The sequence below is a fragment of the Maribacter luteus genome, assembly GCF_009674825.1.
Lineage (GTDB): Bacteria > Bacteroidota > Bacteroidia > Flavobacteriales > Flavobacteriaceae > Maribacter_A > Maribacter_A luteus.
Genome location: NZ_WKJH01000024.1, coordinates 367,951 through 393,246, shown reverse-complemented (window position 1 = coordinate 393,246; position 25,296 = coordinate 367,951). Strand labels below are relative to the sequence as shown.

21 protein-coding genes and 1 pseudogene are annotated in these 25,296 nt (G+C 38.7%); 10 read left to right on the top strand and 12 right to left on the bottom strand.

Annotated elements, in window-relative coordinates:
- The first annotated feature begins 5 nt into the window (after positions 1-5).
- Entirely contained in the window at positions 6-1,376 is a 1,371-nt protein-coding gene (locus GJ691_RS15535; RefSeq protein WP_154368492.1) for a pyridoxal phosphate-dependent decarboxylase family protein, read from the top strand.
- 7 nt (positions 1,377-1,383) lie between these two features.
- Here GJ691_RS15535 and GJ691_RS15530 read toward each other — a convergent pair whose 3' ends face one another.
- Both GJ691_RS15530 and GJ691_RS15525 read right to left on the bottom strand, forming a co-directional pair.
- Positions 1,384-1,926: a pyridoxamine 5'-phosphate oxidase family protein gene (locus tag GJ691_RS15530; RefSeq protein WP_154368490.1), complete on the bottom strand. Its 543-nt coding sequence runs from the start codon at positions 1,924-1,926 to the stop codon at positions 1,384-1,386.
- A 320-nt stretch (positions 1,927-2,246) separates the two neighbouring features.
- On the bottom strand, positions 2,247-2,627 hold the full coding sequence (locus GJ691_RS15525) for a hypothetical protein (protein WP_154368488.1): 381 nt from the start codon (positions 2,625-2,627) through the stop codon (positions 2,247-2,249).
- Between the two features lie 370 nt (positions 2,628-2,997).
- Here GJ691_RS15525 and guaA point away from each other — a divergent pair, with 370 nt between their 5' ends.
- The 7 genes from guaA to yidC all read left to right on the top strand — a co-directional run bounded on the left by guaA (position 2,998) and on the right by yidC (position 11,616).
- A complete protein-coding gene (guaA, locus tag GJ691_RS15520) occupies positions 2,998-4,530 on the top strand; it encodes a glutamine-hydrolyzing GMP synthase (protein ID WP_154368486.1) in 1,533 nt (510 codons plus the stop codon).
- A 2-nt stretch (positions 4,531-4,532) separates the two neighbouring features.
- Positions 4,533-6,728 carry a LysM peptidoglycan-binding domain-containing protein gene (locus GJ691_RS15515; protein ID WP_246200200.1) on the top strand — a complete coding sequence of 732 codons (2,196 nt, stop codon included), beginning with the start codon at positions 4,533-4,535 and terminating at the stop codon, positions 6,726-6,728.
- Between the two features lie 2 nt (positions 6,729-6,730).
- Positions 6,731-7,135 (top strand): OsmC family protein, encoded by a 405-nt coding sequence (locus GJ691_RS15510; protein WP_154368482.1) that lies wholly within the window; start codon positions 6,731-6,733, stop codon positions 7,133-7,135.
- A 32-nt stretch (positions 7,136-7,167) separates the two neighbouring features.
- Positions 7,168-7,647, top strand: coding sequence for a DUF922 domain-containing protein (locus tag GJ691_RS15505; protein WP_154368480.1), 480 nt, complete (start codon positions 7,168-7,170; stop codon positions 7,645-7,647).
- Between the two features lie 55 nt (positions 7,648-7,702).
- Positions 7,703-7,936 (top strand): DUF3820 family protein, encoded by a 234-nt coding sequence (locus tag GJ691_RS15500; RefSeq protein ID WP_154368478.1) that lies wholly within the window; start codon positions 7,703-7,705, stop codon positions 7,934-7,936.
- Between the two features lie 63 nt (positions 7,937-7,999).
- Entirely contained in the window at positions 8,000-9,637 is a 1,638-nt protein-coding gene (gene pyrG, locus GJ691_RS15495; protein ID WP_154368476.1) for a CTP synthase, read from the top strand.
- A gap of 116 nt (positions 9,638-9,753) precedes the next feature.
- Positions 9,754-11,616 carry a membrane protein insertase YidC gene (gene yidC / locus GJ691_RS15490; protein WP_154368474.1) on the top strand — a complete coding sequence of 621 codons (1,863 nt, stop codon included), beginning with the start codon at positions 9,754-9,756 and terminating at the stop codon, positions 11,614-11,616.
- Positions 11,617-12,143: 527 nt separating this feature from the next.
- Here yidC and GJ691_RS15485 read toward each other — a convergent pair.
- Entirely contained in the window at positions 12,144-14,057 is a 1,914-nt protein-coding gene (locus GJ691_RS15485) for a fasciclin domain-containing protein (RefSeq protein WP_154368472.1), read from the bottom strand.
- A gap of 200 nt (positions 14,058-14,257) precedes the next feature.
- On the opposite strand from GJ691_RS15485, the gene mnmA reads away from it, so the two are divergent.
- Together mnmA and GJ691_RS15475 are read left to right on the top strand one after the other, a co-directional pair.
- Complete coding sequence (gene mnmA, locus GJ691_RS15480; protein ID WP_154368470.1) at positions 14,258-15,448, top strand: tRNA 2-thiouridine(34) synthase MnmA; 1,191 nt, start codon at positions 14,258-14,260, stop codon at positions 15,446-15,448.
- Between the two features lie 52 nt (positions 15,449-15,500).
- Entirely contained in the window at positions 15,501-16,442 is a 942-nt protein-coding gene (locus tag GJ691_RS15475; protein WP_154368468.1) for an NAD(P)H-dependent flavin oxidoreductase, read from the top strand.
- Here the strand turns inward: GJ691_RS15475 and GJ691_RS19915 are convergent.
- The 9 genes and pseudogenes from GJ691_RS19915 to GJ691_RS15430 all read right to left on the bottom strand — a co-directional run.
- Positions 16,399-16,599 (bottom strand): annotated as a pseudogene (locus GJ691_RS19915) (nickel-binding protein); the annotation flags it as partial. The gene GJ691_RS15475 and the pseudogene GJ691_RS19915 overlap by 44 nt on opposite strands.
- A gap of 143 nt (positions 16,600-16,742) precedes the next feature.
- A complete protein-coding gene (locus tag GJ691_RS15465) occupies positions 16,743-17,543 on the bottom strand; it encodes a sulfite exporter TauE/SafE family protein (protein WP_154368466.1) in 801 nt (266 codons plus the stop codon).
- A gap of 77 nt (positions 17,544-17,620) precedes the next feature.
- Positions 17,621-18,034 carry a DsrE family protein gene (locus tag GJ691_RS15460; protein WP_154368464.1) on the bottom strand — a complete coding sequence of 138 codons (414 nt, stop codon included), beginning with the start codon at positions 18,032-18,034 and terminating at the stop codon, positions 17,621-17,623.
- A gap of 30 nt (positions 18,035-18,064) precedes the next feature.
- Positions 18,065-18,739 carry a Tat (twin-arginine translocation) pathway signal sequence containing protein gene (locus tag GJ691_RS15455; protein ID WP_154368463.1) on the bottom strand — a complete coding sequence of 225 codons (675 nt, stop codon included), beginning with the start codon at positions 18,737-18,739 and terminating at the stop codon, positions 18,065-18,067.
- Positions 18,740-18,745: 6 nt separating this feature from the next.
- On the bottom strand, positions 18,746-19,783 hold the full coding sequence (locus tag GJ691_RS15450) for a c-type cytochrome (protein WP_154368460.1): 1,038 nt from the start codon (positions 19,781-19,783) through the stop codon (positions 18,746-18,748).
- Between the two features lie 185 nt (positions 19,784-19,968).
- On the bottom strand, positions 19,969-21,252 hold the full coding sequence (locus GJ691_RS15445) for a hypothetical protein (protein WP_154368459.1): 1,284 nt from the start codon (positions 21,250-21,252) through the stop codon (positions 19,969-19,971).
- Between the two features lie 39 nt (positions 21,253-21,291).
- Complete coding sequence (locus GJ691_RS15440; RefSeq protein WP_154368457.1) at positions 21,292-22,872, bottom strand: hypothetical protein; 1,581 nt, start codon at positions 22,870-22,872, stop codon at positions 21,292-21,294.
- An 81-nt stretch (positions 22,873-22,953) separates the two neighbouring features.
- On the bottom strand, positions 22,954-24,588 hold the full coding sequence (locus GJ691_RS15435; RefSeq protein ID WP_154368454.1) for a hypothetical protein: 1,635 nt from the start codon (positions 24,586-24,588) through the stop codon (positions 22,954-22,956).
- An 89-nt stretch (positions 24,589-24,677) separates the two neighbouring features.
- On the bottom strand, positions 24,678-25,238 hold the full coding sequence (locus GJ691_RS15430) for a hypothetical protein (RefSeq protein WP_154368452.1): 561 nt from the start codon (positions 25,236-25,238) through the stop codon (positions 24,678-24,680).
- Positions 25,239-25,296: the final 58 nt, after the last annotated feature.

Here is a 25,296-nt window from a genome sequence, read left to right as displayed (position 1 = left end):
GATTAATGCATAATATAGATATTGAAGTGGTTGAAATGACATTGGATGTCATGAAATACGCCATTAATAGAATGACGCATACTTCACCGGAATTGGGTAAACCAAAGAGTGAAAAAGAACTCCGTGAATTGGTAGGTGAGACCATAACTGCTGATGGTATAGGAGGGGAGAATGCCTTTGGCCTTTTTAAGGATGTATTGGTGAAAGCTACCGTACCTATTGATCACCCAAGGCATTTGGCGTTTGTGCCGGCAGCTCCTACCAGGGCGGCTATCATGTTCGACCTGGTAACTTCGGCTTCAAGTATCCATGGTGCTTATTGGATGGAAGGTGCAGGAGGTATCTTCTGTGAAAATGAGGCCATGAAATGGCTGGTTTCCCTTACTGGACTACCAAAAGGGGCATTTGGGGTTTTTACCAGCGGTGGTACGGCGGCCAATTTATCCGCAATGGTCACGGCCAGGGAAAATTGGCGAAAAAATCCTGAGAACCGTAATGTGAAAGCATTGGTCATTACTTCTGAAGGCGCCCATTCATCTATTAAGGCAATGGCAAAAGTCATTGATGCCGATGTTCTTCTTGTTGAGACAGAGGATTTAATGACGGCAGACATGTTAAAAGAAAAAATTGCTGGTCTGGATCCAGATCAGCGCAAACGATTATTTTCGGTTGTGGCCACGGGAGGTACTACAAATGCCGGTATTATTGACGATTTAGAAGGCGTGGCAGAAGTTTGTGCAAAGGAGAATTTATGGTTTCATGTAGATGCTGCTTATGGTGGTGGTGCTTTAGCTGCAGATTCTGTAAGGCACTTGTTCCGTGGAATTGAAAAAGCGGATAGTATTACGATAGATCCGCACAAATGGCTTTTTTCACCCTATGATTGTGGGGCCGTAATTTATAAGAATCCCGAATTGGCCAAAGAGGCACATGCACAAGAAGGCTCTTACCTAGAGATTTTCAAGGATGAAGGGGCGAGAGGTTTCAATCCTGCAGATTACCAAATACAGTTAACAAGACGCGTAAGGGGATTGCCTCTGTGGTTTTCTTTGGCGATGCATGGTACAGATAAATATAGATGGGCGGTGGAAGAAGGTATGAAATTGGCAAACTTGGCCGGGGAACTTATAACGGATCATAATGAATTGGAGTTGGTACGTGAGCCCAGTCTATCCTGTGTACTGTTTAGACGTAAAGGTTGGTCCCCGGAAGATTATAGAACATGGACGTATAAGAACCATAAAGAAGGTTTTGCCTTGGTGACACCTACCACATGGAAAATAAATGGAATCCCGGAAACAGTTGCAAGGTTTTGTTTTATTAATCCAGATACTACTATTGAGGACATTGTCGCGATTTTGCAATCGATGGAGTGAAGATGGGTTAAGGAACCAAATGTTCACTAGTCCATTTATCACCTTTTTTGTTGAATTTGGTTTTTCTGTGCCCTTCGGTATTAAGTTTTAATCGCTCAATACGAAAGGGTTCAATATCTACTATGGAAAAATAATCCCCGTCCTTTAAATATTCTACGGATTCAGGGTTGGTGATGGTAGTTCCCGGAGCTTCTGTGGTCAGATAATCTTTTCTAGCTTCATTACCGATGGTTTCCCAGGTTTTTTGAATTTGGAACTGGTCGGAATTAATCGTGGCCATCCCCTCGATACGTAATTGAAGAAGTTTTTCCGGGTGGTAAAACAACAAGCTGACTCTTGGGTTTTCTTTAATGTGCAAGACTTTTTTAGAGCGTTTATCGGTAAAAAAAGTCAATTTTAAATCGTTGGAGACATTTCTAAGGGCCACTAATCTGAGTCGGGCAAATTTATCTACCCCTAGGGTGGCGATAGTGAAATAATGATAGGGATGTTCCCGGTCCTTGGCGCCATTCTGTAGTTCCGATAGTATTTCTTCAAAAATGCTCTGCATGGTTAATGGTTATAATGACCTTATAAAGATAAAAAAAGAGCATGTAAATAGCTCTATAAATATTGGATACTTGGGGTTTAAAGAGTGTTTTTGAACGTTTTAAGGCAATTTTGTTTCAGTTGAAATTTATTTTTCCGGAAAAAAGTAGGGTATTTCAAATGATGGTTGTTATAGATGTAATTGCTATGAATTGGAAAATTTAATTTAACAATCAATTCGTTCATGTGTTTAGGTTGGTTTTTGATTTTGATTAAAAAAGCCTCGATGTAGGGTCGAGGCTTTTTCATTTTCAAAGAAAGGTCGTTAAATGAAGTTTTAGCTTAAAGCCACTTTGAAAAGAAGTCCATGATTTCTTCCTTGAAATCGTAATGTAACTTTATATAATGTTTAAGGTCGTCATATAAAGAGCGTTTTTCATACTGTAGTTGACCGTCGATGTTCTTATAATGGTCGGCACTATGTAGGTTTCCTAATTTAGCCCTGCATCGATGCAATAATTTACCAATTGCATCACGCTCGATCAAAATCCTGTTCTGAAAGCCTTCGAGTTCCAATGACGATTTGTCAATATCTTCCCTTCCTGCTATTTCATCCAGTTTTTCCTGAAACATTTCCAATTCGGACATATGAAATTTCAATTCCCGTTTCCAAATCTCTAAATTAAATTTAAGGTCGCTTGAATATACTGCTTCTGTCTGCATATTATTTAGGTTTATGTTTATAAATAATCAATGTACATCTCGACTTGGCAGAATTCCTTTTAGAGCATCTGGGACGGCGCGCAATTTCAATTCAAAATCATAAGAATATGCTCTTGTAAGGCAGTATCGCCAAAAGGTTTGTTGTTACATAAAGATAAGGAATTTTCTTTCCAAATTGGGGGTGTTGGTCATCGAAATACCGAAGTAATGTGTACAAAATCCAATATTTATCCGGTTTGTTTGGTAAAGGTTGCTTTTATCCTTGGTTTTTTTGACTTGTTAGGCCGAATCTGTTTATAAGTTTTTTAATTCTTGAATAAATATACGTTCCATATACTTTCACAAAATTTCCATTTTACTATTTTTGCCCATGCAAAATAACGTCCTAATACTCGATTTTGGTTCCCAGTATACACAACTCATCGCTAGAAGGGTGAGGGAGCTCAACATTTTCTGTGAAATAAAACCGTATAATAAAGTGCCTAAAGACTTGTCTAGCTATAAAGCTGTCATTCTTTCGGGTTCCCCATTTTCAGTACGTTCTGAAGATGCACCCCATCCTGATCTTTCCGGGATCAAAGGAAAGTTGCCGTTGTTGGGGGTATGTTATGGGGCCCAATATTTGGCCCATTTCAACGGGGGCAAGGTAGAGCCATCCAATACAAGGGAATATGGGAGGGCAAGGCTGACCAATATTAAAGGCGATGAGCCATTCTTCTATGGTATTATCGGTGGTTCCCAAGTGTGGATGAGCCATAGTGATACCATTCAGGAATTACCTGAAAATGCTGTTGTACTGGCCAATACCGTAGACGTTCAAAATGCAGCGTTCCGCATTGAAGGGGAAGATACCTATGCCATACAATTTCATCCTGAGGTCTATCACACTAGCCAAGGTAAAATTATATTACAGAACTTTCTTGTTCATATTGCAGGATTGGAGCAAACATGGACCCCAGATGCCTTTGTTGAAAAGACCGTTTCGGAATTAAAGGAAAAAATAGGACGAGATAAGGTTATCCTAGGATTGTCTGGAGGCGTTGATTCAACAGTGGCAGCGGTTTTGTTGAACAAAGCTGTTGGGAAACAACTTCATTGTATTTTCGTTGATAACGGATTGTTGCGTAAAAATGAATTCCAAGAGGTACTGGATCAGTATCAGAATATGGGATTGAATGTAAAAGGGGTAGATGCTTCGGCACGCTTTTTGGGTGCATTGAAAGGGGAAAGTGATCCCGAAAAGAAAAGAAAGATCATAGGTAAGGTCTTTATCGATGTTTTTGATGATGAGGCACATTTGGTCAAAGATGCGAAATGGCTGGCACAGGGTACCATTTATCCTGATGTCATTGAATCTGTTTCTGTAACGGGAGGGCCTTCGGCTACCATCAAAAGCCATCATAATGTTGGGGGATTGCCAGATTATATGAAATTGAAAGTGGTAGAGCCACTAAAAATGTTATTTAAAGATGAGGTTAGAAGGGTTGGTGCCAGTATGAAGATCAGTGGTGATCGATTAGGTCGTCATCCATTTCCAGGTCCAGGGTTGGCCATTAGGATATTGGGCGATATAACCCCTGAAAAAGTGGCCATATTGCAAGAAGTTGATGCGATTTTCATCAATGGATTAAGAGAATGGGGGCTTTATGATAAAGTTTGGCAGGCCGGAGCCATGCTTTTACCCGTAAATAGTGTAGGGGTAATGGGCGATGAAAGAACATATGAAAAATGTGTAGCTTTACGGGCCGTAGAAAGTACAGATGGTATGACTGCCGATTGGGTAGATCTGCCTTATGAGTTTTTGCAGAAAACATCAAATGAGATAATAAACAAGGTACCGGGTGTTAATAGAGTGGTTTATGATATTAGTTCTAAGCCCCCGGCCACGATAGAATGGGAATAGATATGAATCAGTTTTTCAAGAATAGTATTGTATTGCTTCTTTTTATTTTTATAGGAAGTACTGCAATGGCCCAAAAATTTACCACCCACGCAGTTAAAAAAGGAGAAACGTTGGAAAGCATTTCCAAGCAATATAAAGTTGCTCCTAGCACGATCCTTTCATACAATAAGGAGATTCAACAGGGTAAAGCCATAAAGGAGAATACTATTTTGGTGATTCCTATTGGGGCAAAAGTTTCTGAGGTTACCGAACAGGCCAAAGAAAAACAATCAGTTCCCGTTGTTGTAAATGAGAAGCCGGAACAGGAAGAACCTATTGGTTTTACTGAACATAAAGTTCGGAAAAGGGAAACCCTATATGGTATCTCACAGCGATATCATATAACCGAGGACGACATAAAAAGATATAATTCGGAATTGTATTCTTCCCAGTTGAAAAAGGGAATGAGACTTAAAATCCCTAAGTATAAAAGGGTTAAATCTGAAGATGTTGCAGCTATTAATGAGGAAGACTTTGAAATGTATACCGTTGCCCCAAAGGAAACCCGATGGAGTATCGCCCATAAATATGGTATTACCATAGATAGCATGTTGGTTTTGAATCCTGGTCTTTCAAAGACTACGGACTATTTGGCAGAAGGTCAAGAGATTAAGATGCCGAAATTGCCGGGAAGTACCATTAAGGGTCAAGAAACGCAATTGTACCTTTCCTATACCGTTCCGCCGAAAATGAATTTTTACCGGTTGGAAAAACAATTCAATGTAAAATCGGATGAAATCGTAAGGTTGAATCCAGAAATAGCGGAACGTGGTGGATTAAAAGAAGGAATGGTCATTCGTATTCCAGAGAAAAAGGCCGATCCAGGAGAGGTGAATACCGATAACTTCAATTTTTATGAGGTAAAACCAAAGCAGACCGAATTTTCATTAACCCGTAAATTCGGTGTTACCTATAAAGAGCTTTTAGAATTGAACCCTGACTTAAAAGATGGGCTAAAGGCAGGAATGGTATTGAAATTACCTAAAGACCAGAAAGGAAATTTTGAAGTGCGTAATTCCTTGGTGTTGGATAAAATAGATCTATTGGATAGTATAAATCCCATGAACCATCCAAAAATAATGTTTTTGTTGCCTTTTAGATTGGACCGTCTGGATCTAAAAGACAAGGAAGATGTTATGGAAACCATAGAGAACAGGAATAGCCTAAAATATAGCCTAGGACTTTACTCCGGAGCTTTAATGGCAATTGATTCCATTTCAAAATTGGGAGTGTCCGTAGATGTTAAGACCTTTGACAATCAATTGGATCTGGCAAAGACCAAAGAAATACTTTTAAAGGAAAATTTAGCTGATGTAAGCGCAATTGTAGGTCCATTAGATCTTCCTTCGTTGAAAGAGGTAGCGGTAAGGGCTTCCCAATATGACGTTCCGGTTATTGCCCCTATCCCGGCACAGAGTGACCTAAGTTTGGGCAATGTTTATTTTTCGTATACTTCCGATGAGGTTTTACGAACCAAAATGTTAGAATTCGTAGAAGAAAAGATTACCGATGAGAATATAATAATCATTGCTGATGAAAAAAGCCAGGCGGCCAAAGCCATGATTTTACAAAAATTCCCTACTGCTAAGGTTCTTGAGGTGAAAGAGGAGAAAAAGAACATTGGGATCAATAGGGATAAGTTGGGAACGATGTTGTCAGAAAAAGTTGAGAATTGGGTTTTTGTTGAAACAGGGAATTTTAAATTGATAGCGAGTGTTGTCTCCATTTTAAATGCTTTTGAGGCTTCTTTGTTAAATGCGGAGTCAAGTAAGGAAAAGATAAAGGTACGTATGTTCACTACCGATAAGAACAAGGCATTCGATAATGAGATCATTTCCGGAAGTCATTTGTCGAATCTTAACTTTACTTATCCTTCAGTTTATCGAGAAGTGGCTAATAGTGCCTTTGTTAAGGCATATTCGAAACGTTTTGGTGATGTGCCCGATCGTTATGCGGTTCGTGGTTTCGATCTAACATATGACTTGCTTTTAAAATTGGCATATAAGAACAATTTGATGGATGTTTCTAAGATCATAGGTGAAACCGAATATACCGGGAATAAATTTTCATATGAGAAGGACTTACATTCGGGGTACTTTAATCAGGCGTCCTATATCATGACAATTGATAGTCTTAGAGTGGTAGAGGCAAAAAATTGATTATGACTTCAAAAGTTATCTATACGGGAAATTTACGAACAACATGCGAGCATGTACGTTCTGGGGACACCTTTATTACCGATGCTCCTATAGATAACAATGGCTTGGGGGAAGCTTTTTCCCCAACCGATACCGTCGCGACGGGTTTGGCCAGTTGTATGATGACCATGATGGGAATAAAGGCAAGGGACTTGGAAATAAATATGGTTGATACCACCGCTCAGGTTACCAAACATATGGCCGCTGACCCCCGTAGGATCTCTAAAATCGAAGTTGATTTAAAACTACCGACCGATATTACGGATAAGCATCGTAAAATTTTAGAGAATACGGCAAGAACCTGTCCCGTTTTGTATAGCCTACATCCAGATATAGAAAAAGTTATTACCTTCAATTGGGTTTTGTAAAATACATTTTGATATGCTTTGTCGGCATTTTCATGGGTCATTCACAAGAGTATGAGACCATTGAATGGAGTGCGGATCGCAAGTTGACTTGGGCCGATTTTAAGGGTAGGGTGCCAGAAAGTGATCGGGCAGCGGCCGTTACGGCCAGTGGTATTACATATCGCTTCTCAACTCTGTATAAAAATGGGGAATTAAAGGTCGATTTTAAGGTCACAACCTATTTTTATCCCAACAAATCATGGTACCAGTCCCATTTATGTGATACCTTCATCTTAGGTCATGAACAATTACATTTTGATATTTCCGAATTGTATGCACAGAAGATGAGAGATCGTTTGGCAAAGAGCAGTTTTACCGAAAATGTAAAAGAAGAGGTGAAATTGATTTATCGGGAAATACTTGAGGAACTCGAGGTTTACCAAGACCTTTATGATCAGCAAACCAATTTCTCCAGGGATAGCGTACAACAATCGCTTTGGAACAATAAAATTAAGGATGCTTTACGCCATTGAGCTTGTGTAGCAATAGTGGCATCTTTTGCCAAATTCTTTTAGTATAATTTGTATTATGGAGGTTAGACCCGATTACGAGAAACTTATAGAGCTTGCCCATTATAGGATGCCCATAGGTAAATTCAAGAATCGCTATTTGGTAGATTTGCCGGAGCCTTATTTGGTGTGGTTTAAACAAAAAGGTTTTCCTGAAGGAAAGCTGGGAACCTTACTGCAATCCATGTTAGAAATTAAAATCAATGGTTTAGAACCTCTTATACGTAAAATTCAAAAAGAATTTCCTAAGTAATACCTGCGATTTCTTAATGCAATTTGTATTTTTGCCTGCGTTACGAACACAATCGAACGCTTCATGTCACAAACCAAATATATTTTTGTAACCGGTGGGGTTTCTTCTTCTTTAGGAAAAGGGATTATTGCCGCTTCCTTGGCAAAATTACTTCAAGCACGGGGTTACAAAACGACCATCCAGAAATTAGATCCTTATATCAATGTTGATCCAGGAACCTTGAACCCATATGAACATGGGGAATGTTATGTAACCGATGATGGTGCCGAGACCGATTTGGATCTTGGGCATTATGAGCGTTTTCTTAATGTTAAGACATCCCAGGCCAATAATGTGACAACAGGTAGAATCTATCAAAGCGTTATAGAAAAAGAAAGGCGGGGAGAGTTCTTGGGAAAAACGGTCCAGGTGGTACCCCATATTACCAATGAAATTAAAGAACGGGTCCAAATACTCGGTAAAAGTGGGGAATATGATATTGTAATTACAGAGATAGGAGGTACTGTTGGTGATATTGAGTCATTGCCCTATATCGAAGCCGTACGTCAGTTATTATGGGAACTGGGCGACAATAATGCCATAGTTATCCATTTAACGTTGGTGCCTTATCTCTCAGCTGCAGGAGAATTAAAGACCAAGCCAACCCAGCATTCGGTCAAAACATTGATGGAAAGTGGAATTAAGGCAGATATTCTAGTTTGTAGAACCGAGCATGAGATATCCGACGAAATAAAGAATAAACTGGCGTTGTTCTGTAATGTTAGGCGCGAAGCTGTAATTCAATCCATAGATGCTTCCACTATATATGACGTGCCAAAACTAATGCAGGAAGAAGGTTTGGATACCGTGACCTTGAAAAAACTGGCCTTGTCAGATTCAACAACCCCAGATTTAAAACAGTGGGATGAGTTCTTGCATCGACATAAAAACCCTAAACATGAAGTCACCATTGGTTTGGTAGGTAAGTATGTTGAATTACAGGATTCCTATAAATCAATTTTAGAATCTTTTATCCATGCGGGGGCTGTAAACGAAGTTCGGGTCAATGTACGTTTTATCCATTCAGAGCATATTACCCAAAAAACCATCGTGAAAACATTAGGCGGCCTTGATGGTATCTTGGTTGCCCCAGGATTTGGCGAGCGAGGTGTAGAGGGCAAGATAGAAGCCGTTCGTTACGCCCGGGAAAATAAAATTCCGTTCTTGGGAATCTGTTTGGGTATGCAAATGGCCGTTATAGAGTTTGCCCGCAATGTTCTGGGACTTGAAAAAGCCAGTTCTACTGAAATGGATGGTAGTACGCCCGATCCCGTTATCAGTTTAATGGAAGAGCAGAAAACAATTACCAATAAAGGGGGGACCATGCGATTGGGTGCTTGGGACTGTCATTTAAAAGAGGGAACCTTGGTGCAGGAAGTATATCAAGGGGCCACTGATATTTCCGAACGTCATCGCCATCGTTACGAGTTCAATAATAAATATAAGGAACAGCTGGAAAAAGCCGGACTTAAAACTTCGGGTATAAACAAGGATACCGGGTTGGTAGAAATTGTGGAATTAGGCGATCATCCTTGGTTTATAGGTGTTCAATACCACCCGGAATACAAAAGTACAGTGGCAAATCCGCACCCTTTGTTTGTAGGGTTGGTTAAGGCTGCATTAATTCACAAAAAAGAACAAAGTAATGCCAGTATGGCATAATCTGCGCTTTTGGGCATATATTTGCTGACTGATTAAATCTGTAGTATATAGGGGTTTCAACTTTTTTTAAAACGTGATGACCTTATTTATGGATTATAATTTTGATAATAAATTAAATGGAAGAAAAGAAGTTAGATATTAATTCTATAATAGGTTTTGTACTGATTTTTGGGATACTTATTTTCATGTTTTACCAAAACAGACCAACTCCCGAAGAACTTGAAGCCCAAAAAGCAAAACAGGAACAAGTAGAGGCCCAAGCTGAAAAAGAAGAAACACCGCTATTGTCCGAAGAGGAAGCTCCTATAGCTATAGACCTTCAAGACTCTACCGCTATTGCCAATTATAAAGGTGCTATCGGGGCTTTTGGTTATACAACGCCTAATGACGGGATTACTACGCTGGAGAATGAACTGGTTACCCTGAAGATAGATAATAAAGGTGGAGAGATTGTAGAGGCCAAAATGCGAAATTTCGTAACATTTGATTCTGTTCCGGTTTATTTGGTCAAGGATGGGAATGCTTCTTTTGGTTTGAATTTTACTACATCTGATAATCGTGTACTCAATACTAGAGACCTGTATTTTGAACCGACCATGAGTAAAAATGGGGACAATCAGGTGCTCTCCATGAAAGCTAAGGTCGCAGCCGATAAATTTTTGGAGTATCGATATGAAATGAAACCGAATGATTATTTGGTTGATTTTACTATACGCTCACAAGGTTTGAATGGGGTTATCAACAGTAGTAAGCCTGTTCAATTGGAATGGAAATTGAAAGGAATCCGACATTCCAAAAGTATTCAATATGAAAACCGATATACTAGGCTGACGTACAATCATGAAGACGGAAAAATAAGTAAGCTCTCCGAAGGGAAGGATGATGAAGAAACAGAAGAGGATGTGAAATGGTTATCATACCGTCAACATTTCTTCAGCTCTATCCTAGCTACTGAGGAACATTTTAAAAAAGCCGAATTGTCATCTCAGAACTTGGTCGAGGAAGAAAGCAGAACCTTCGGTTACACCAAAGTTTATGATTCCAAGGTACCCTTAGAGATGAACGGGGGAGAACTTTCCCAAAACATGCATTGGTACTATGGCCCTACCGATGTAGATGTGTTAAAACATTATGAGGAACTGGGTCTTGAGGATTCCATTCCTTTTGGGTGGGGTATTTTCGGATGGATCAATAGATATGTCTTCACTCCATTCTACACTTTCTTAAGTTCTTATTTACCTTATGGGATAGCCATTGTTATAATGACCATATTGGTTCGTTTGGCCATGTCTCCTGTAACGTATAAATCTTATTTATCCCAGGCTAAAATGAAGGTGCTTAAACCTGAGATTACTGAACTCGGTGAAAAGTACAAGGATAATGCCATGAAAAAACAACAGGAAACCATGAAGCTTTATAACAAGGCCGGGGTGAGTCCTATGAGTGGTTGTGTGCCGGCATTCTTGCAAATGCCCATATTCTATGCGTTGTTCATGTTCTTCCCAACGTCATTTGCTTTGCGTCAAAAATCATTCTTATGGGCAGATGACCTTTCTTCATTCGATACTATTTATCAATTTCCGGAAGGTTTCTCTATTCCTTTTTATGGGGACCATATAAGTTTATTCCCCATTTTGGCATCCGTAGCTATTTTCTTTTATATGATGATGACCACAGGGCAAAATATGCCACAACAACCTGGTATGCCCAATATGAAATTCATCATGTACCTAATGCCGTTTATGATGTTGTTCTTCTTTAATAACTATGCCAGTGGTTTGAGTTTGTACTATTTTGTTTCGAACTTGATTACCATCGGTATTATGTTGGTCATCAAAAACTTTATATTGGATGATGATAAGATCCATGCCCAGATCCAAGAGAATAAACAGAAGCCCAAAAAGGAAAATAAATTTCAGCGTAAGATGCGTGAAATGATGGAGCAGGCCGAAGAACAAAAGAAAACAGGTAAAAGATAGATTTCTGAAATTTGCTCTCTGTTACTAAATGCAGATAAGGGGTAAATCCAAAATAATTATAAGAATAAAAGCCCTGACATTGAGTCGGGGCTTTTGGCATTACCATGGTTTAGTTTGGTAAGATTTGGGATTACAAATATGTGACATATTAACAGTCTGGGAAATTATTAGTTGTAAAGGGCCGAGTTTTGTATGTTAAAGGATCTTGTAATGATGTTTGGTAATTTGTATGTCCATTAACGAGGTAAACATTAAATAAAAAACTCCCAAGTCCAAGTTTGAGCATTTTTCAAACTTGAAACGAGGAAGTTTTAAATAACCAATAATCAATCACAAACCTAAATACCTGACTAATGGCCTAAAAGGGTTAAAATCTGTAGGGGGAGGTTATCATTTTGAATTCATCACTTTTATCTTCATTATAATCGTTGAATACAGAATTATTCGTTCTAACCCCTAAATTGACAGATTTTTGTTATTAAATAAGTAAAAGCCACATTTAGTAGCTTTTACTTATCTAAGAATGTTTAATTAGTAGTATCAGGAATCATTACTTGGTTCAATACATGTATTACGCCGTTTTTGGCCTGTACATCTACTGCAATTATTCCGATACCCATGTTTCCGGCACCATCGGTTACATCAGCGATATTCTCTCCTGTACCTGGTAGGGTAATCGTCATACTGTCACCTTCCAATGTTGTGGTCATAGTGTTTCCATCCGGAGTTAAATCGGTAGAGCGAACATTGGCACCGGCAACTACGTGATGTAATAAAACTTGTGTCAATACATCTTCCTCTGGAATGGCGGCCAATGCGGCAAAAGCCTCATTTGTTGGTGCGAATACCGTAAAATCGGGGTCTATACCGTCTGTGTTTCCTCCTTCAGATCTAGATAAGATACCAGCAAAATCAGTTGCAGGGGTCAATTCTGTCAAAGCACTCACTAAGGTAGAGAAATTAGGATCGGCAACGGCAAACGTAACTACGGTAGGTAGGTCAATTACTGCATCCACGGCATGTATTACACCGTTGGTGGCCACAATATCGGCAGCTGCAACATTGCTAGTGCCATTAATCGTAACGCCATCATCCGTATTGATATACATGCTTAGGTTGTCTCCATCCGCATTCATTGCAGCCGTGGTTACATAAGAATTGGTTAACCCACTGGAGAAAGCGGCTGCTCCTGCGATAACATGGTTGGATAATATGGCGTTCAAATCATTCGCATCTGGATTCATCCAGGCTGAAAAAGCAGCGTTGACGGGAGCAAAAACGGTAAAATCGGTTTCTGTATCGGATAGCAAGGTTGTAAAGGTAGTATTGCCATCAGCGGTCAAGGCACCTACTAATTCGCTTAAATCGGAATTGGCTACCGCATGGTCCACGATATTCGGAAGACCAATAACCGCATCTACGATATGTACCACTCCGTTCAAGGCTTTAACATCGGCAGCTGAGACCGACGAAACGCCATTAAGGGTCACACCGCTGCTTAGGTCTACCAACATACTCAGATTATTGCCTCCTACCCCTGCAGTGGAAAAGGTAGAAATATATCCTGCAGTTAAATCAGTTGAAAAATTTGCGCCACTTACTACATGATTCAATAATACTTGGGTCAGTACGTCTACTGGAACGTCATCTAAACTTGCGAATCCGTTATCGGACAAGAAAGTTGCAAAGGCATCATCGGTAGGAGCAAAAACCGTAAACGGACCTTCTCCGGCCAATACGGTAGGTAAATCCCCATCCGCAGCTTGTAAGGCAGCAACTAAATTACTTAAAGTTGGTGTGCCAATCGCCAGATCGGTGATGGAAACCAATAAGACATCGGCCAAAGCGTCAAGAGCTGCCTGAGGAATAAGAACCTTATCTATAAGGTGGATTACACCATTATTTGTTTCAACATCGGCCAAGGAAACTTGGGCTGATTCACCGGCTGCATCCATAAAATATACACCTCCGGTCAAACTTACAGTAAGTTCTTCTCCTTGAACCGTGGTAACCACTTGTCCTTCGGTAAGATCTCCTGAAGTTACCGAAGCTCCACCAACCACGTGGTAAGTTAATATGGTCGCCAACAGATTCTGCAATTGTTCAGTATTGAAATCGTCCAGGGAATCAAAACCATCCAATTTGGATAATAAATCCGAGAAAGCATCATTGGTAGGTGCCAAAACGGTAAAACTTGTTGTTTCATCACTTAATGTGGTGATTAGGTTATTGGAGGCACTTTCGTCCGCTTTGGCCAATGCGGCAACGAGGCTACTAACACTCGCGGTGGCTTGGGCTGTTTCAACGATGTTCAATTCTATCATGTCGGGATCGGCTTCCATTTGATCCGGACCATTGTCATCGTCATCGGAGCAGGAAAGTACGAACGTTGCCATAAGCAACAAGATAAAGCTGTTTAAAAATTTTGTTTTTGATTTCATCTCTAGAAGATTTTAAAGGTTACGATTAAAATTGTTTAAGTTATTTGAATAAAAGATGAACAATAATACAAAAGGTTGCGTTTTGTTTAACTAAAATTGTAAAAAGTTTAACAAAATAATTTTTAGAAGAGGCTGTCTTATTACATGATTTTGGGAGTGAAAGACCTAATTTCGTATTTTTGTACTCTTTTTTTAATGTTATGGAAAAGGTTGTAATAGGACTTTCTGGAGGAGTGGATTCAAGTGTAGCTGCCTATCTTTTAAAAGAACAAGGGTATGAGGTTATTGGCCTGTTTATGAAAAATTGGCATGATGATTCCGTTACCATTTCAGAAGAATGTCCATGGTTAGAGGATAGTAATGATGCATTGATAGTTGCCGAAAAGTTGGGCATTCCTTTTCAAACAGTTGATTTAAGTGTTGAATACAAGGAACGTATTGTAGATTATATGTTCGATGAATACGAAAAAGGAAGGACGCCTAATCCCGATGTTCTATGTAACCGTGAAATCAAATTCGACGTTTTCATGAAAATAGCAATGAAATTGGGGGCCGATTATGTGGCAACCGGGCACTATTGTCGAAAAGATTCATTTATTAACGAAAAGGGAGAAGAAACGTTTCGTCTATTATCCGGTAAGGATGGTAATAAGGATCAATCCTATTTTTTATGCCAACTATCCCAAGAACAATTATCAAAAACACTTTTTCCTATAGGTGAAATCATAAAACCTGAAGTACGTAAAATTGCTGCAGAAAATGATTTGATCACAGCGGATAAGAAAGATTCCCAAGGACTTTGTTTTATTGGTAAAGTTCGCTTGCCCGATTTCCTCCAGCAAAAGTTAAGACCTAAAAAAGGTGTAATTGTTGAAGTACCTGAAGGCCTTGGGGTATATAATGAAAAGATACCTGATTTCGATACCAAGGAAGAAGAACTCCTTTATTTTTCAAAAAAGCCCGTTTATTCCATTGAAGATGGAAAGACTGTAGGCCAACATCAAGGAGCACATTATTTTACTAAAGGCCAACGAAAAGGTTTGGATGTAGGAGGCACCAAAGAACCTTTATATGTCATTGAGACCGATGTCAATGAAAATGTCATTTATACCGGTCAGGGAAAATCTCATCCGGGATTGTACCGTAAAACCTTATTCGTTTCAAACGATGAGTTACATTGGATACGCACTGATTTAACCATGAAAGAAGGGGAGTCCATGAATGTAATGGCGAGAATAAGATATCGCCAACCCTTGCAAAAGGCCATTTTGTATAAGGTCGCGGATGGACTTTATGTTGATTTTGAAGAAAAACAATCCGCCATCACCGAAGGGCAATTTGTAGCTTGGTACAATGATGATGAATTATTAGGCTCAGGTGTTATTTCTTAAATGAAAATATCCTATCTAGTTTATTTTAAGAGTTATAATTTACTGTATTAGCATGAAAAATAGAATTACCGAACTTTTTGGGATAGAGTATCCGATTATTCAGGCCGGAATGGTTTGGGCCAGTGGATGGCGATTGGCTTCAGCCGTTTCCAATGCGGGTGGCTTGGGCCTTATCGGAGCTGGTAGTATGTACCCCGATGTTTTGCGTGAGCATATTCAAAAATGCCAAGCAGCTACCGATCGTCCGTTTGGAGTAAATATTCCCATGTTGTATCCCGATATTGATAAGCTTATGGCACTCATCATTGAGATGGGGGTCAAGATTGTTTTTACCGCTGCAGGAAACCCAAAGATATGGACAGGACATTTAAAGGACCATGGCATAACCGTGGTACATGTTGTGAGCAGTGTCAAATTTGCATTAAAGGCACAAGAGGCCGGGGTAGATGCTATTGTAGCTGAAGGTTTTGAAGCCGGAGGACATAATGGTAGGGATGAAACTACCACACTTGTACTGATTCCGGCGGTAAAGGAAAAAATCGATATTCCATTAATAGCCGCAGGCGGGATAGCTACGGGTAAAGCGATGTTGGCTAGCATGGTGTTGGGAGCTGAAGGTGTGCAGATAGGAAGTCGTTTTGTGGCCAGTAAAGAAGCTTCGTCCCATGATTTGTTCAAACAAAAAGTAGTTGAGGCAGGAGAAGGGGATACCCAGCTCACCCTTAAGGAATTGACACCGGTACGATTGATCAAGAATAAATTTTATCATGATGTTGTCAAAGCATATGAAGATGGGGCAACTAAAGAAGGGTTGAAAGAACTTTTGGGAAGGGCCCGTGCTAAAAAAGGTATGTTCGAAGGTGATATGGAAGATGGCGAACTTGAAATAGGTCAGGTTTCTGCATTAATCCATGATATAAAACCTGCTGCTGAAATCATTGCTGAGTTGGTCAGGGAATTTGAGGCGGGCAAAAAGATGGTTTCAATGCTGTAGCAGTATTTCCTTTAGGTCGAATGGTATTCTGACGAACCATTTCCCTGTTAGGTGCATTATAAACACAATAAACCTTGTCCGCGGTTATATAGCCATGTACCCACTGAATCTGTGGTTCCATAATTCTTAATACCCTACATGATGTTTGTGAAATACCTTTTAATTGTTCCTAAGTCAGATTACCTGCTCTCGGAATCTCTCTTTCAATAACATACAAATCTTGTTCTTCTGTTAAATCTTCTGGCCGAATCATTTCTTTACTGTTTTAATTTTGACATCCAACATTTGTACAATAGGTCTTTAAGTAAAAACTTCCTTGTAAAAAATACCGATGGATAAAATCAATAACAACCACCCAAAATAGGTTTTAAGCTTTTCACCCTTAATAAAGGAAGAAAAGTAAATACCCAGGAAAATACCTAAGGTCGAGATTGCTGTAAACCTTAAGAGAAAGTCCCAATTTATTTCCAAATTCCCCAAATCACCCAAAAAGCCGATCAATGATTTTAATGCGATAATGAACAATGAAGTTGCCACTGCTTTCTTCATGGGTAGTTTTACCAATAAGACCAATGTGGGAATGATCAAAAAACCACCTCCAATGCCAACAAAACCGGTAAATAAGCCGATAAGGATACCTTGTAATACTATTAAAGGGTAATTGTAACGATTTAGTTGTTTGTGTTCAAGCAGCGACTTCTTTGTTCGTATCATTGAAAGAGAACAAAGCAGCATGATTAGTGCCAAAAACACCATAATCGCCATATCCTTCGTAACCGCGATATCGTATATTGTGACTATCTCCATCGGGATTATCGGAAGTATATATTTACGGACAACGTAAACAGCGATAAACGCTGGGATAGCAAATACAAAGGCTATTTTAAAATCAACCAATCCTTTCTCCCAATTTCTTAGTGCCCCAATTGTAGAGGAAGTACCCACTACGAAGAGCGAATATGCCGTTGTTGTTATCGGACTGATATGGAATAAGTAGGTGAAAATGGGGATTGCGATCAATGAACCCCCACTTCCCATAAGACCCAAAACAAGCCCGACCAACAAGGCCCCTAAATAACCAAAAATCTCTATGGTTTCCATTTTATACTATTCAATATTCCTTGGTTCTAACTTTGGTGAATCTGACCCAAACCCTATATAGCCGGGTAAATAGTTGATTATTGTCCTTCCTTAATATAGCCCCAGCCTTGTCCCTGTTTTTGAATGATTTCCAATATTCCATCAGGAACTGCCCTAACTCCGGCAACGAGTTGGGAAGCATCGATTTTATGTCGATTCAAGGAGGCCTGACAAACCACAAAGTCTACATTTTCATTTTCGGCAAGTGCTTCCATTTCATCGGAAACTGTTGATTCACCCTTTACGACCATTCCGTAGGCACCGCTATACATGACCATCTCGAATTTTGAATCAGGGTATGCCTTTGCCATCATTTTTACATGCCGCATTGCGGATTCATGCACACTGGTATTACTACTTGTAACATCAAATACGATTTTGACGGGTTTTTCCTGTGCAAAAACCATTGTGCTTAATACGCACACCATTATTAAATTTACTATTGTTTTCATACGTGTATTTTTATAGATTTTCAATTTTACCTATTCACCTGCAAAGATGTACCCACACCCATTCTCCTGTGCACGACCGAGTGCCCAAACCCCGGAGGGGACTAATTGAACTTCTGGTAATACAGCCGCGATCCATTCGTCGTACATTGCCTTTGGGTCGGCTCCTATTTGTTGGGCCAAGGCACCACTGTACACAGAAATCGCCAAATTGCATACGCAGAACATGGCCCCACGGGCTTGCATGTCTTTTATTCCTTGAATGATCGGAAGGGGGAAATCCCCTTCTTGTGGTTCGTAATAAGGATTTCTGTCGTAACTGGTGCCGTCGGCTTTTTTTACATGGAACATTTCTCCTAATGGGTATTTTTTCCAAAGCGAAGAATTAAAGGCAAAAGGAATCCCATCATGTCGAAATACGGTCATGGCAGTAATATCATTGTCTTTAGATCCCGTCTCATTATTTGAAAGGTAGAAAGCCCAGTTCCAAATTATTGGAAAACCCTTGTGGGGATAAGACCCATCATATACTATTCTGTGTTTTCCTTTGATATTCTTGAACCAATCATCGGCCTCGTTCATTTGATGTTCATCAAAGTCGGTCATACCAGCAAAGGCAGAATTCCCTAATACTGAAAGCGTACTTGCGGTGGCACCGAGCATTAGGGCACCCATAAAGTTTCTTCTCGAATTTTTCTTTGTTTTCATAATCATTCATTTAGATTTATTCATTTTATATTCTTCTTTATAAAAAGCCATAATAGGTTGAAACGGTCCCATTTGGTGTTGCTCCATTGAAAAGGAATCTGCATAAGGTGGATATGGGGTAGATACCGGTTTTCTCTTCAAATCAGGAAAATCATATTCCCGATTTTGTTTTATGGGTCTAATCTGCTGATTAATATAACCGGCGACGTCATAGGCCTCTTCATCGCTCAATAGGGGCGAGTCATAGGTGGTTCCGAAGGGCATATTGGCCTTAATGAATTGGGCAGCGGTAATTACCCTGGTCATTCCCGCCCCGTTATTGTAGGAATCATTGCCCCAAAGCGGAGGATATTGATAGGTGAAACTATCTGGCATTTTAACCCCTTGTCCGTTTTTGCCGTGACATACAACACAATTCTTATCAAAAACATCTTTTCCTTGAGCTAGGTTTACCTTTCGTTCCGGAATTTGGATTTTGACGAAGCCCTGACCGAAGATTTTACCGTCCTCAGGTGTAAATCTGCTGAGCCATGTCAAATATTTTACAAAGGCCTGCATTTCCTTTCCGTTAGGTGGTAAAGTACTACCGTTCATACTTCTCTCCATACAGCCATTGATGCGTTCCTGGATCGTGCCGATTTTGTTTTCCCTTCCCCTATACTGTGGAAATCGGTTGATGATACCGATTAGCGGTGCGGAAAAGGGTTTTGTACCAGCCTTTAAATGACAGTTGTTACATGCCAAACGATTGCCAGAGTATGCCTTATCCGGTTCTTCATTATCCGGGCCAATGTATTTGGGGGAATTCACAAAAAGTTGATACCCATATTTAATGGCCGTATTTTCTTTGGAATCGTCCAATAATGAAATATCATATTTTGATGCTATCGGTATGAGCATGGTTTCTTCTAAGGGTGCCGGTTCTTTCGAAAACACATCAAAAAAGAATAATAGAGCAATAGTGGCGATCAATACGATCAAACTACAGCATATGGTAATTTGACGCACCAATTTTTTAATTAAGTATGAAGATTCATCTTTCATGATCAGCCGTACTTTTTAGAATTGAAAAATATCTATGGGGGAAGTGTTGCAAGGTTAACCATTACAAATCAGAAGGGTTTTCACTATTCATGCAATCTCTAGCAGTATTCGTGAATGGTCAAGATCTGGTTTAATTTATAATTTTTTTAAGTCCCGTTTGTATTGGTTCTCACCATCAGTTTAATTTATTCCCACATGCGAGAACAATCGATACAATAAATAATCTCACTACTTGTTTCCTTATTATCGTTAAAGATTATTTTAAGTTTTTTTGCCCCTTCACCAAGATTGGCAATGAGAAAAGTTAATAGGCGTTCTCCGCTATCAGGATTGTCGAAGCTGCCTTCTTCTTCATGTGCTTTAGTCCATTTATCTTTAAAATAAAGGCCTCTATACGTTATTCGTTTCACTGAATAATTTCCTTTAGGAAGATTTTTAAATCGCGCCATGATATAAATTTCATCTCCTGTTGCAAAAGGACCATCTGATGAAATACATTTCGAATATCCATTTTTGGTTTCAATTCTTTTACAAATCTCTAAACTATATATTGGGTCGGACAGCTTTGGTACAGCAAATGGTGTTACATATATGCTTAGCAATTCTTCCAAAATAATATCGCCCTTTTGAGCTTTTAATGTATACCTCGTAGTACTTGTTGGTGATACGATTAGATCTCCATAAACCTCGACTGCTTTACCGTTAAGCGTGACTTTATCGGCATTATAAACATTCCATAAAAGCTTAGTTTCAATACCTCTTCGAATAGTAGGTTGACTTGCATAAAAACTCCCAATGTCAAGTTCGTTATTAGTAACTTCAATTTGAAGTTTGCTGCTTTCTACTTGTGCTGGCCCTTTTGATGATTTAGGACTTGCCATAAGCACATACGCAGAGGTTTTATCTATAACTAGAGTTTTCGATCCACTGGCCGGTACTTCTTGAAAATCTGTTGCACCAAACTTCCCCAGCATTACTTTTGAAGCATTCTCTGTTTCCCAAGAAAGTATCACGGTTTCTCCTTTTTCTACTTGAGTTTCACTTGAGGTAAATGAATCGATCTTTACAGTAGAAACATCCAACTCATTCCATATAAATGAAAATGGAAACACTTCGCACAAAAGGATACTTCTATTTGTTGTCACACATACCCTAATGCTTTCGCTACTAAAATCTTTCCCTCCGGGTTTTTTGGTGATTTTAAAACTCACCTGATGATTATTAGCTTCTAAAGGTTGACGATCAATAATAACCTCTTTATAAATAAATCTACCATCTTTCATGACTGGATTTGCCTGAATAAATATATCCTTTGAATCCGTTTCTTTAGTAAGACTATAATCAACTGAAATTAAGAGCTCTGAACTGGATATCTTTTCAGCAATGAAATTACTTATACTTATTCCTTTTTGTGCTGTAACTATACCTATCGAAGAAACGCCGATCATTATTATAAATAGCTTTTTCATTGTTTTCGAAAATTCTGTTACTTTCCTTTTAACCTATTTCTAATTATTACCCTGAAATTCAAGAACTTCTTTTGCCTTGTTTTTCAGAGCTACATTCTTATTTTGCATCAATTGTTTTAAGTAGGATGACACTTTTTCATCATCAATGAGACTAAGAGCGGAAACTGCCTCAAGTTTTATTTCCTCAGACGAATGTTTGTTTTCAAGCAATGATTTTACATATGGAAATACTAAAGGAGAACCTGTATTGCCAAGCACAAACAGATATTGAAGGGGGTCTTTTTCCAATGTCATTTTTTCTATAAGATAATTTGTCAGAGTCTCGGATTTAAAAGTATCGGAATGTTCTAAATTTTTAGCCATGCCGCCTAATGCGAGTTGCGCAATTGATTTTGTAAAATAACCAAGTGTTTTACTTTCACTAAAGCCTATTTTTTTTAAAACTTCAATAGCCTTGCTTGTTGGATATTTAGTGGTTGTTAGTACAGGAATCAATGCTCCCATAAGTTCTTCGTTACTTTTACGCTTATCTATGAGTATCGCTAAAGCATTTGTAGCACCAGGGGTTTCAGTAATTGATAAAGCTTTGCTGAGCAGAACAAACTCATTAGAAGTAGCTAATTGATTATCAAGGAAAGAAACAGCCTTACTGCAATACTCAGGCTGCAGATAAAAAAGTGCTCTAAACTTTAATATTAGATCTTCCTTTAAAGCGTTAGTTAAGTTTTCGGTTTTTGATAATTTTTGAATTAAGGTCTCCCAATTATCCGAGCCTAAAGTTCCTTTATATGCTGTACCTTTTATTTTCTCATGTGACAACGCCTCACTTAAGGTTGTTTTTTGCCTGTAATTTTTAGAGTTTTCTAATACTAAAAGATGGGCAATATCAACGCTTTTCACCTGTTTTTCGGAACTCATACAGACCGAAACTTTAGAACCTAAGATGCTTAAGGTGTCATTATTTCGAACAATTATTTGGGCTTCTGAAATATTGATTTTTTTAATAGTCCCAGATGCATCAGTTTCTATAGTCGAATTATTATCGGTTTTTATTTTTTGATTTTCATTTTTCGATTTGTAGGTTAAATAGTCCAGTACATTTTTCTTGTACAATCTATTTGAACTATCGGAATCTACATTTTGGTATTCGGCGATATAGGTTCCTAAGGTGTTTTCTTCGGTAGTTTTCCAATCTTTCGATTGTTTTAATGGTTTTACAAATTGCATTCTACTTAATATATCTTTGTATAAACCTCTTGCTATTTGAGATACCCCAGCATCAAATTTTATAGCACCGATTTTTCCATGAACATCTGTGTAGACGAATACCGGTTTTATCAACTCTTTAAGAATCGGATGTAGATCAATTGAAATTCCTTCGTTTTTTAAATCCAGTTTCAGGTTTTGTAATTGATAACAGATCAACATACTGTCCTTAGTTTTTTTTAGTATTGATTTTTCTAAGTCGCTCTGAAGGGTCATTTCTAAATACTGTAGTGATTCACTATTGAAAAAGGTTGTTTTTACATTTACGGAATCAGGATTATAGAGCTTTTCTATATTGCTATATCCAAAGTTTTCTGCACTGTATTTATAATGGGATTGTTTTGAAATGGACATACTTCTACTCCCTTTACATCCATAAATAAATGGACATAAAAGAAGTATGATACTTAAATTCCTAATGATTTTCATGGTTTTCTATTCTTGGGTGAAAACTGGGGTTTCATCATATTTTGCAATATTTTTTAATGTAAATGGCTCAAAACCTCCTTCAGTAATAGTTCCCGAATCTTTAAAACCATCCCATTTAAACAATTCATGTTCTTTGCGATAACAGTCATCGATAAAAGGAATATCTATTGGGGAACAGGCTTCACCATAAGCGCTTATTGTGCCACTTAAAATTTCAATGTCATATCCAAAATAATGATTAACACCTACTACGATGTTTTCAGAATTTTGACTGAATATGCCTGCGAATGCATTTAAGTCTAATTCACCTTTAATAAAGGTTAATTCTGCCTCTACACCGCCTTCGAAGACCCCTATAAGACTAAGACCGCCTTCGCCGTAGACTTTTAGATCAATTAATGGCTTGGCATGAACGGAGGCTACAGTTCTTTCAATTTTTGCTTCATATTCAAATCCTACTTCGCCTTTTACACCTATAAGGCCCACAAAATCTAGTCCTGGCAAAATTGGTACTCTTAAAGGAAAAGATTTATCAAAAGATCTACCATAGGTTTTAGAAAATGATTTTTGCTGTGAAAAAGTGGTAGATTTTGGAGGAAAAAGGTTCATCTCCAATGCTTTTACCGAAATTGTGGCACTCATTTTTTTAGACACGTTTGAGGGGGCATGGAATTGACAACTTGCATTAAGGATGTCTATGGATTTCCCTAAAAGTGAGCCTGTTGCCTTGCTTGTAGCCTTTACCCTAAACTCAGACTTGTTATTGGCCGTGTTTTGTGGGTCAAATGGATAAATTTTCGCAAAACGGGTTATTGAACCTTCTAGATTGGCTCTAAAGGTATCGGGATTGCCAAAGCCCCAATTTTTATTGTTCGTTTTGTTGATTTCATAGAGTTTTGCCAGGTTGCCTATTCTTTTGGTCCTAAAATCTTTAAAAGGTCGCCTTTTTGTGGTTTTTTGAGCGATGACCTTTCCGGATACCTTGGAAAAATCATACTTATTTATTTGGTCCCGCTCACTTTGGGTATAGCTGCTATATGGTTTTAGCGTAAGCATTTGTGACCTTCCATTGAATGATGGGCCAGCCACTTGCACCTGTCGTTCTAAACTCATGAATTTTTTGACTTCCGCTTCTTTTTTGAAGGCACCTATGGATTTAGGGGCCAAAGACCTTCTGCCATCTAAAAACTTGGTGTCCGTTACTGTTCTGGAAACGACCTTTTCATCATTGATTCTAAGGCTATACCCTTTGCTGTTCAGCTTTTTTTCAAGGGCATTGGTTTCATTCAATAACTGTAGCGCAGTGATTACTTTGCCGTTTTTTAGGGTAACCTTTCTATTGGGTGGAATGGGATTGCCTTTTTTATCTTCGAGTTTAAAGGGAACGAACTTAATTGCGGCCTTTGTCTTTCCTTTCCAATTAGGGTCGTTTTGGGAAATCTCAATCGGGGACATTCGGGATTTTTGTACAGCCGTTTTTTTAGCTTCGTTTTTTAGTCTGGTATAGGGGTCGGTCTCTTTTTTTGTTCTGTGGTCCCGTACAACTTGGGATTGTAGTGGAGAACTGAATGCTAATGCCAGAATGCCTATGGACAAACCGATTAGGTTTCTTTTTAACTTTAATATCGTTGTAGTTTTCATGGTTTTAGATGTATTTGTTCAAGAATTATATGAATTATGACTACCCTCGTATAGATGTTGATTGTTGGTGTGCAAGCATTTATTTGGGGTTAAAACGGGTTCGAACGATCCAACTTTGAGCTATTTGGATAGGGTATGGGAATTGGCCCTGCAGGTGATGGGGCTGATTTTAATGTTGGGGCAAGCTTACCTTTAATTTGAGCATTGAAGTCTTTTGAACAATCAACCATTTCGCAAATAGTCCAACAATCCTGTGAATCACTATCTACAGGATTAAGACAAAGTTCTGTACAATTAAAACAAGTCTGTGTATTGTTTTTTCTGGTAGAAAATAGGGTTGTTGATGTTCCGTCAACAACCTTACTAAATTTAATTATCCTTCCTTTTTTTACAGTTGCATTTAAGGTATGCCCAGATTTTAATTTATAAATTAAATTATCACCTTCATTCAACTTTTTAGATATGTTAATTGTTTTTAACTTACCTGTAATCTTGAATTTGGGGTATGCCTTTTCAACCTCAGTTCTTTTTCCGAAGATGGCATCTGCTTCATCAAAAAATAAGGTTTGAGTTTTATCCACCGCCTTATGAATCAACTTTTTATCACGTTTTGCTTGGGCCTGTATTAGGAAGGTTTGAACAATTATCATAAGGGTGGTCAAAGCGTATTTAATGGTGTTTCTTGGTTTCATTATTGTTGCCGTTTAA

Bases quoted from the DNA above. Each gene is read 5' to 3' on its own strand.
- GJ691_RS15530 (WP_154368490.1), bottom strand. From the start codon at position 1,926: ATGCAGAGCATTTTTGAAGAAATACTATCGGAACTACAGAATGGCGCC.
- mnmA (WP_154368470.1), top strand. From the start codon at position 14,258: ATGGAAAAGGTTGTAATAGGACTTTCTGGAGGAGTGGATTCAAGTGTA.
- GJ691_RS15510 (WP_154368482.1), top strand. From the start codon at position 6,731: ATGACTTCAAAAGTTATCTATACGGGAAATTTACGAACAACATGCGAG.
- GJ691_RS15485 (WP_154368472.1), bottom strand. From the start codon at position 14,057: ATGAAATCAAAAACAAAATTTTTAAACAGCTTTATCTTGTTGCTTATG.
- GJ691_RS15525 (WP_154368488.1), bottom strand. From the start codon at position 2,627: ATGCAGACAGAAGCAGTATATTCAAGCGACCTTAAATTTAATTTAGAG.
- GJ691_RS15440 (WP_154368457.1), bottom strand. From the start codon at position 22,872: ATGTCCATTTCAAAACAATCCCATTATAAATACAGTGCAGAAAACTTT.
- GJ691_RS15435 (WP_154368454.1), bottom strand. From the start codon at position 24,588: ATGAAAACTACAACGATATTAAAGTTAAAAAGAAACCTAATCGGTTTG.
- GJ691_RS15515 (WP_246200200.1), top strand. From the start codon at position 4,533: ATGAATCAGTTTTTCAAGAATAGTATTGTATTGCTTCTTTTTATTTTT.
- GJ691_RS15535 (WP_154368492.1), top strand. From the start codon at position 6: ATGCATAATATAGATATTGAAGTGGTTGAAATGACATTGGATGTCATG.
- yidC (WP_154368474.1), top strand. From the start codon at position 9,754: ATGGAAGAAAAGAAGTTAGATATTAATTCTATAATAGGTTTTGTACTG.
- GJ691_RS15500 (WP_154368478.1), top strand. From the start codon at position 7,703: ATGGAGGTTAGACCCGATTACGAGAAACTTATAGAGCTTGCCCATTAT.
- GJ691_RS15460 (WP_154368464.1), bottom strand. From the start codon at position 18,034: ATGAAAACAATAGTAAATTTAATAATGGTGTGCGTATTAAGCACAATG.
- GJ691_RS15505 (WP_154368480.1), top strand. From the start codon at position 7,168: ATGGGTCATTCACAAGAGTATGAGACCATTGAATGGAGTGCGGATCGC.
- GJ691_RS15450 (WP_154368460.1), bottom strand. From the start codon at position 19,783: ATGAAAGATGAATCTTCATACTTAATTAAAAAATTGGTGCGTCAAATT.
- GJ691_RS15465 (WP_154368466.1), bottom strand. From the start codon at position 17,543: ATGGAAACCATAGAGATTTTTGGTTATTTAGGGGCCTTGTTGGTCGGG.
- GJ691_RS15430 (WP_154368452.1), bottom strand. From the start codon at position 25,238: ATGATAATTGTTCAAACCTTCCTAATACAGGCCCAAGCAAAACGTGAT.
- GJ691_RS15475 (WP_154368468.1), top strand. From the start codon at position 15,501: ATGAAAAATAGAATTACCGAACTTTTTGGGATAGAGTATCCGATTATT.
- guaA (WP_154368486.1), top strand. From the start codon at position 2,998: ATGCAAAATAACGTCCTAATACTCGATTTTGGTTCCCAGTATACACAA.
- GJ691_RS15455 (WP_154368463.1), bottom strand. From the start codon at position 18,739: ATGAAAACAAAGAAAAATTCGAGAAGAAACTTTATGGGTGCCCTAATG.
- pyrG (WP_154368476.1), top strand. From the start codon at position 8,000: ATGTCACAAACCAAATATATTTTTGTAACCGGTGGGGTTTCTTCTTCT.
- GJ691_RS15445 (WP_154368459.1), bottom strand. From the start codon at position 21,252: ATGAAAAAGCTATTTATAATAATGATCGGCGTTTCTTCGATAGGTATA.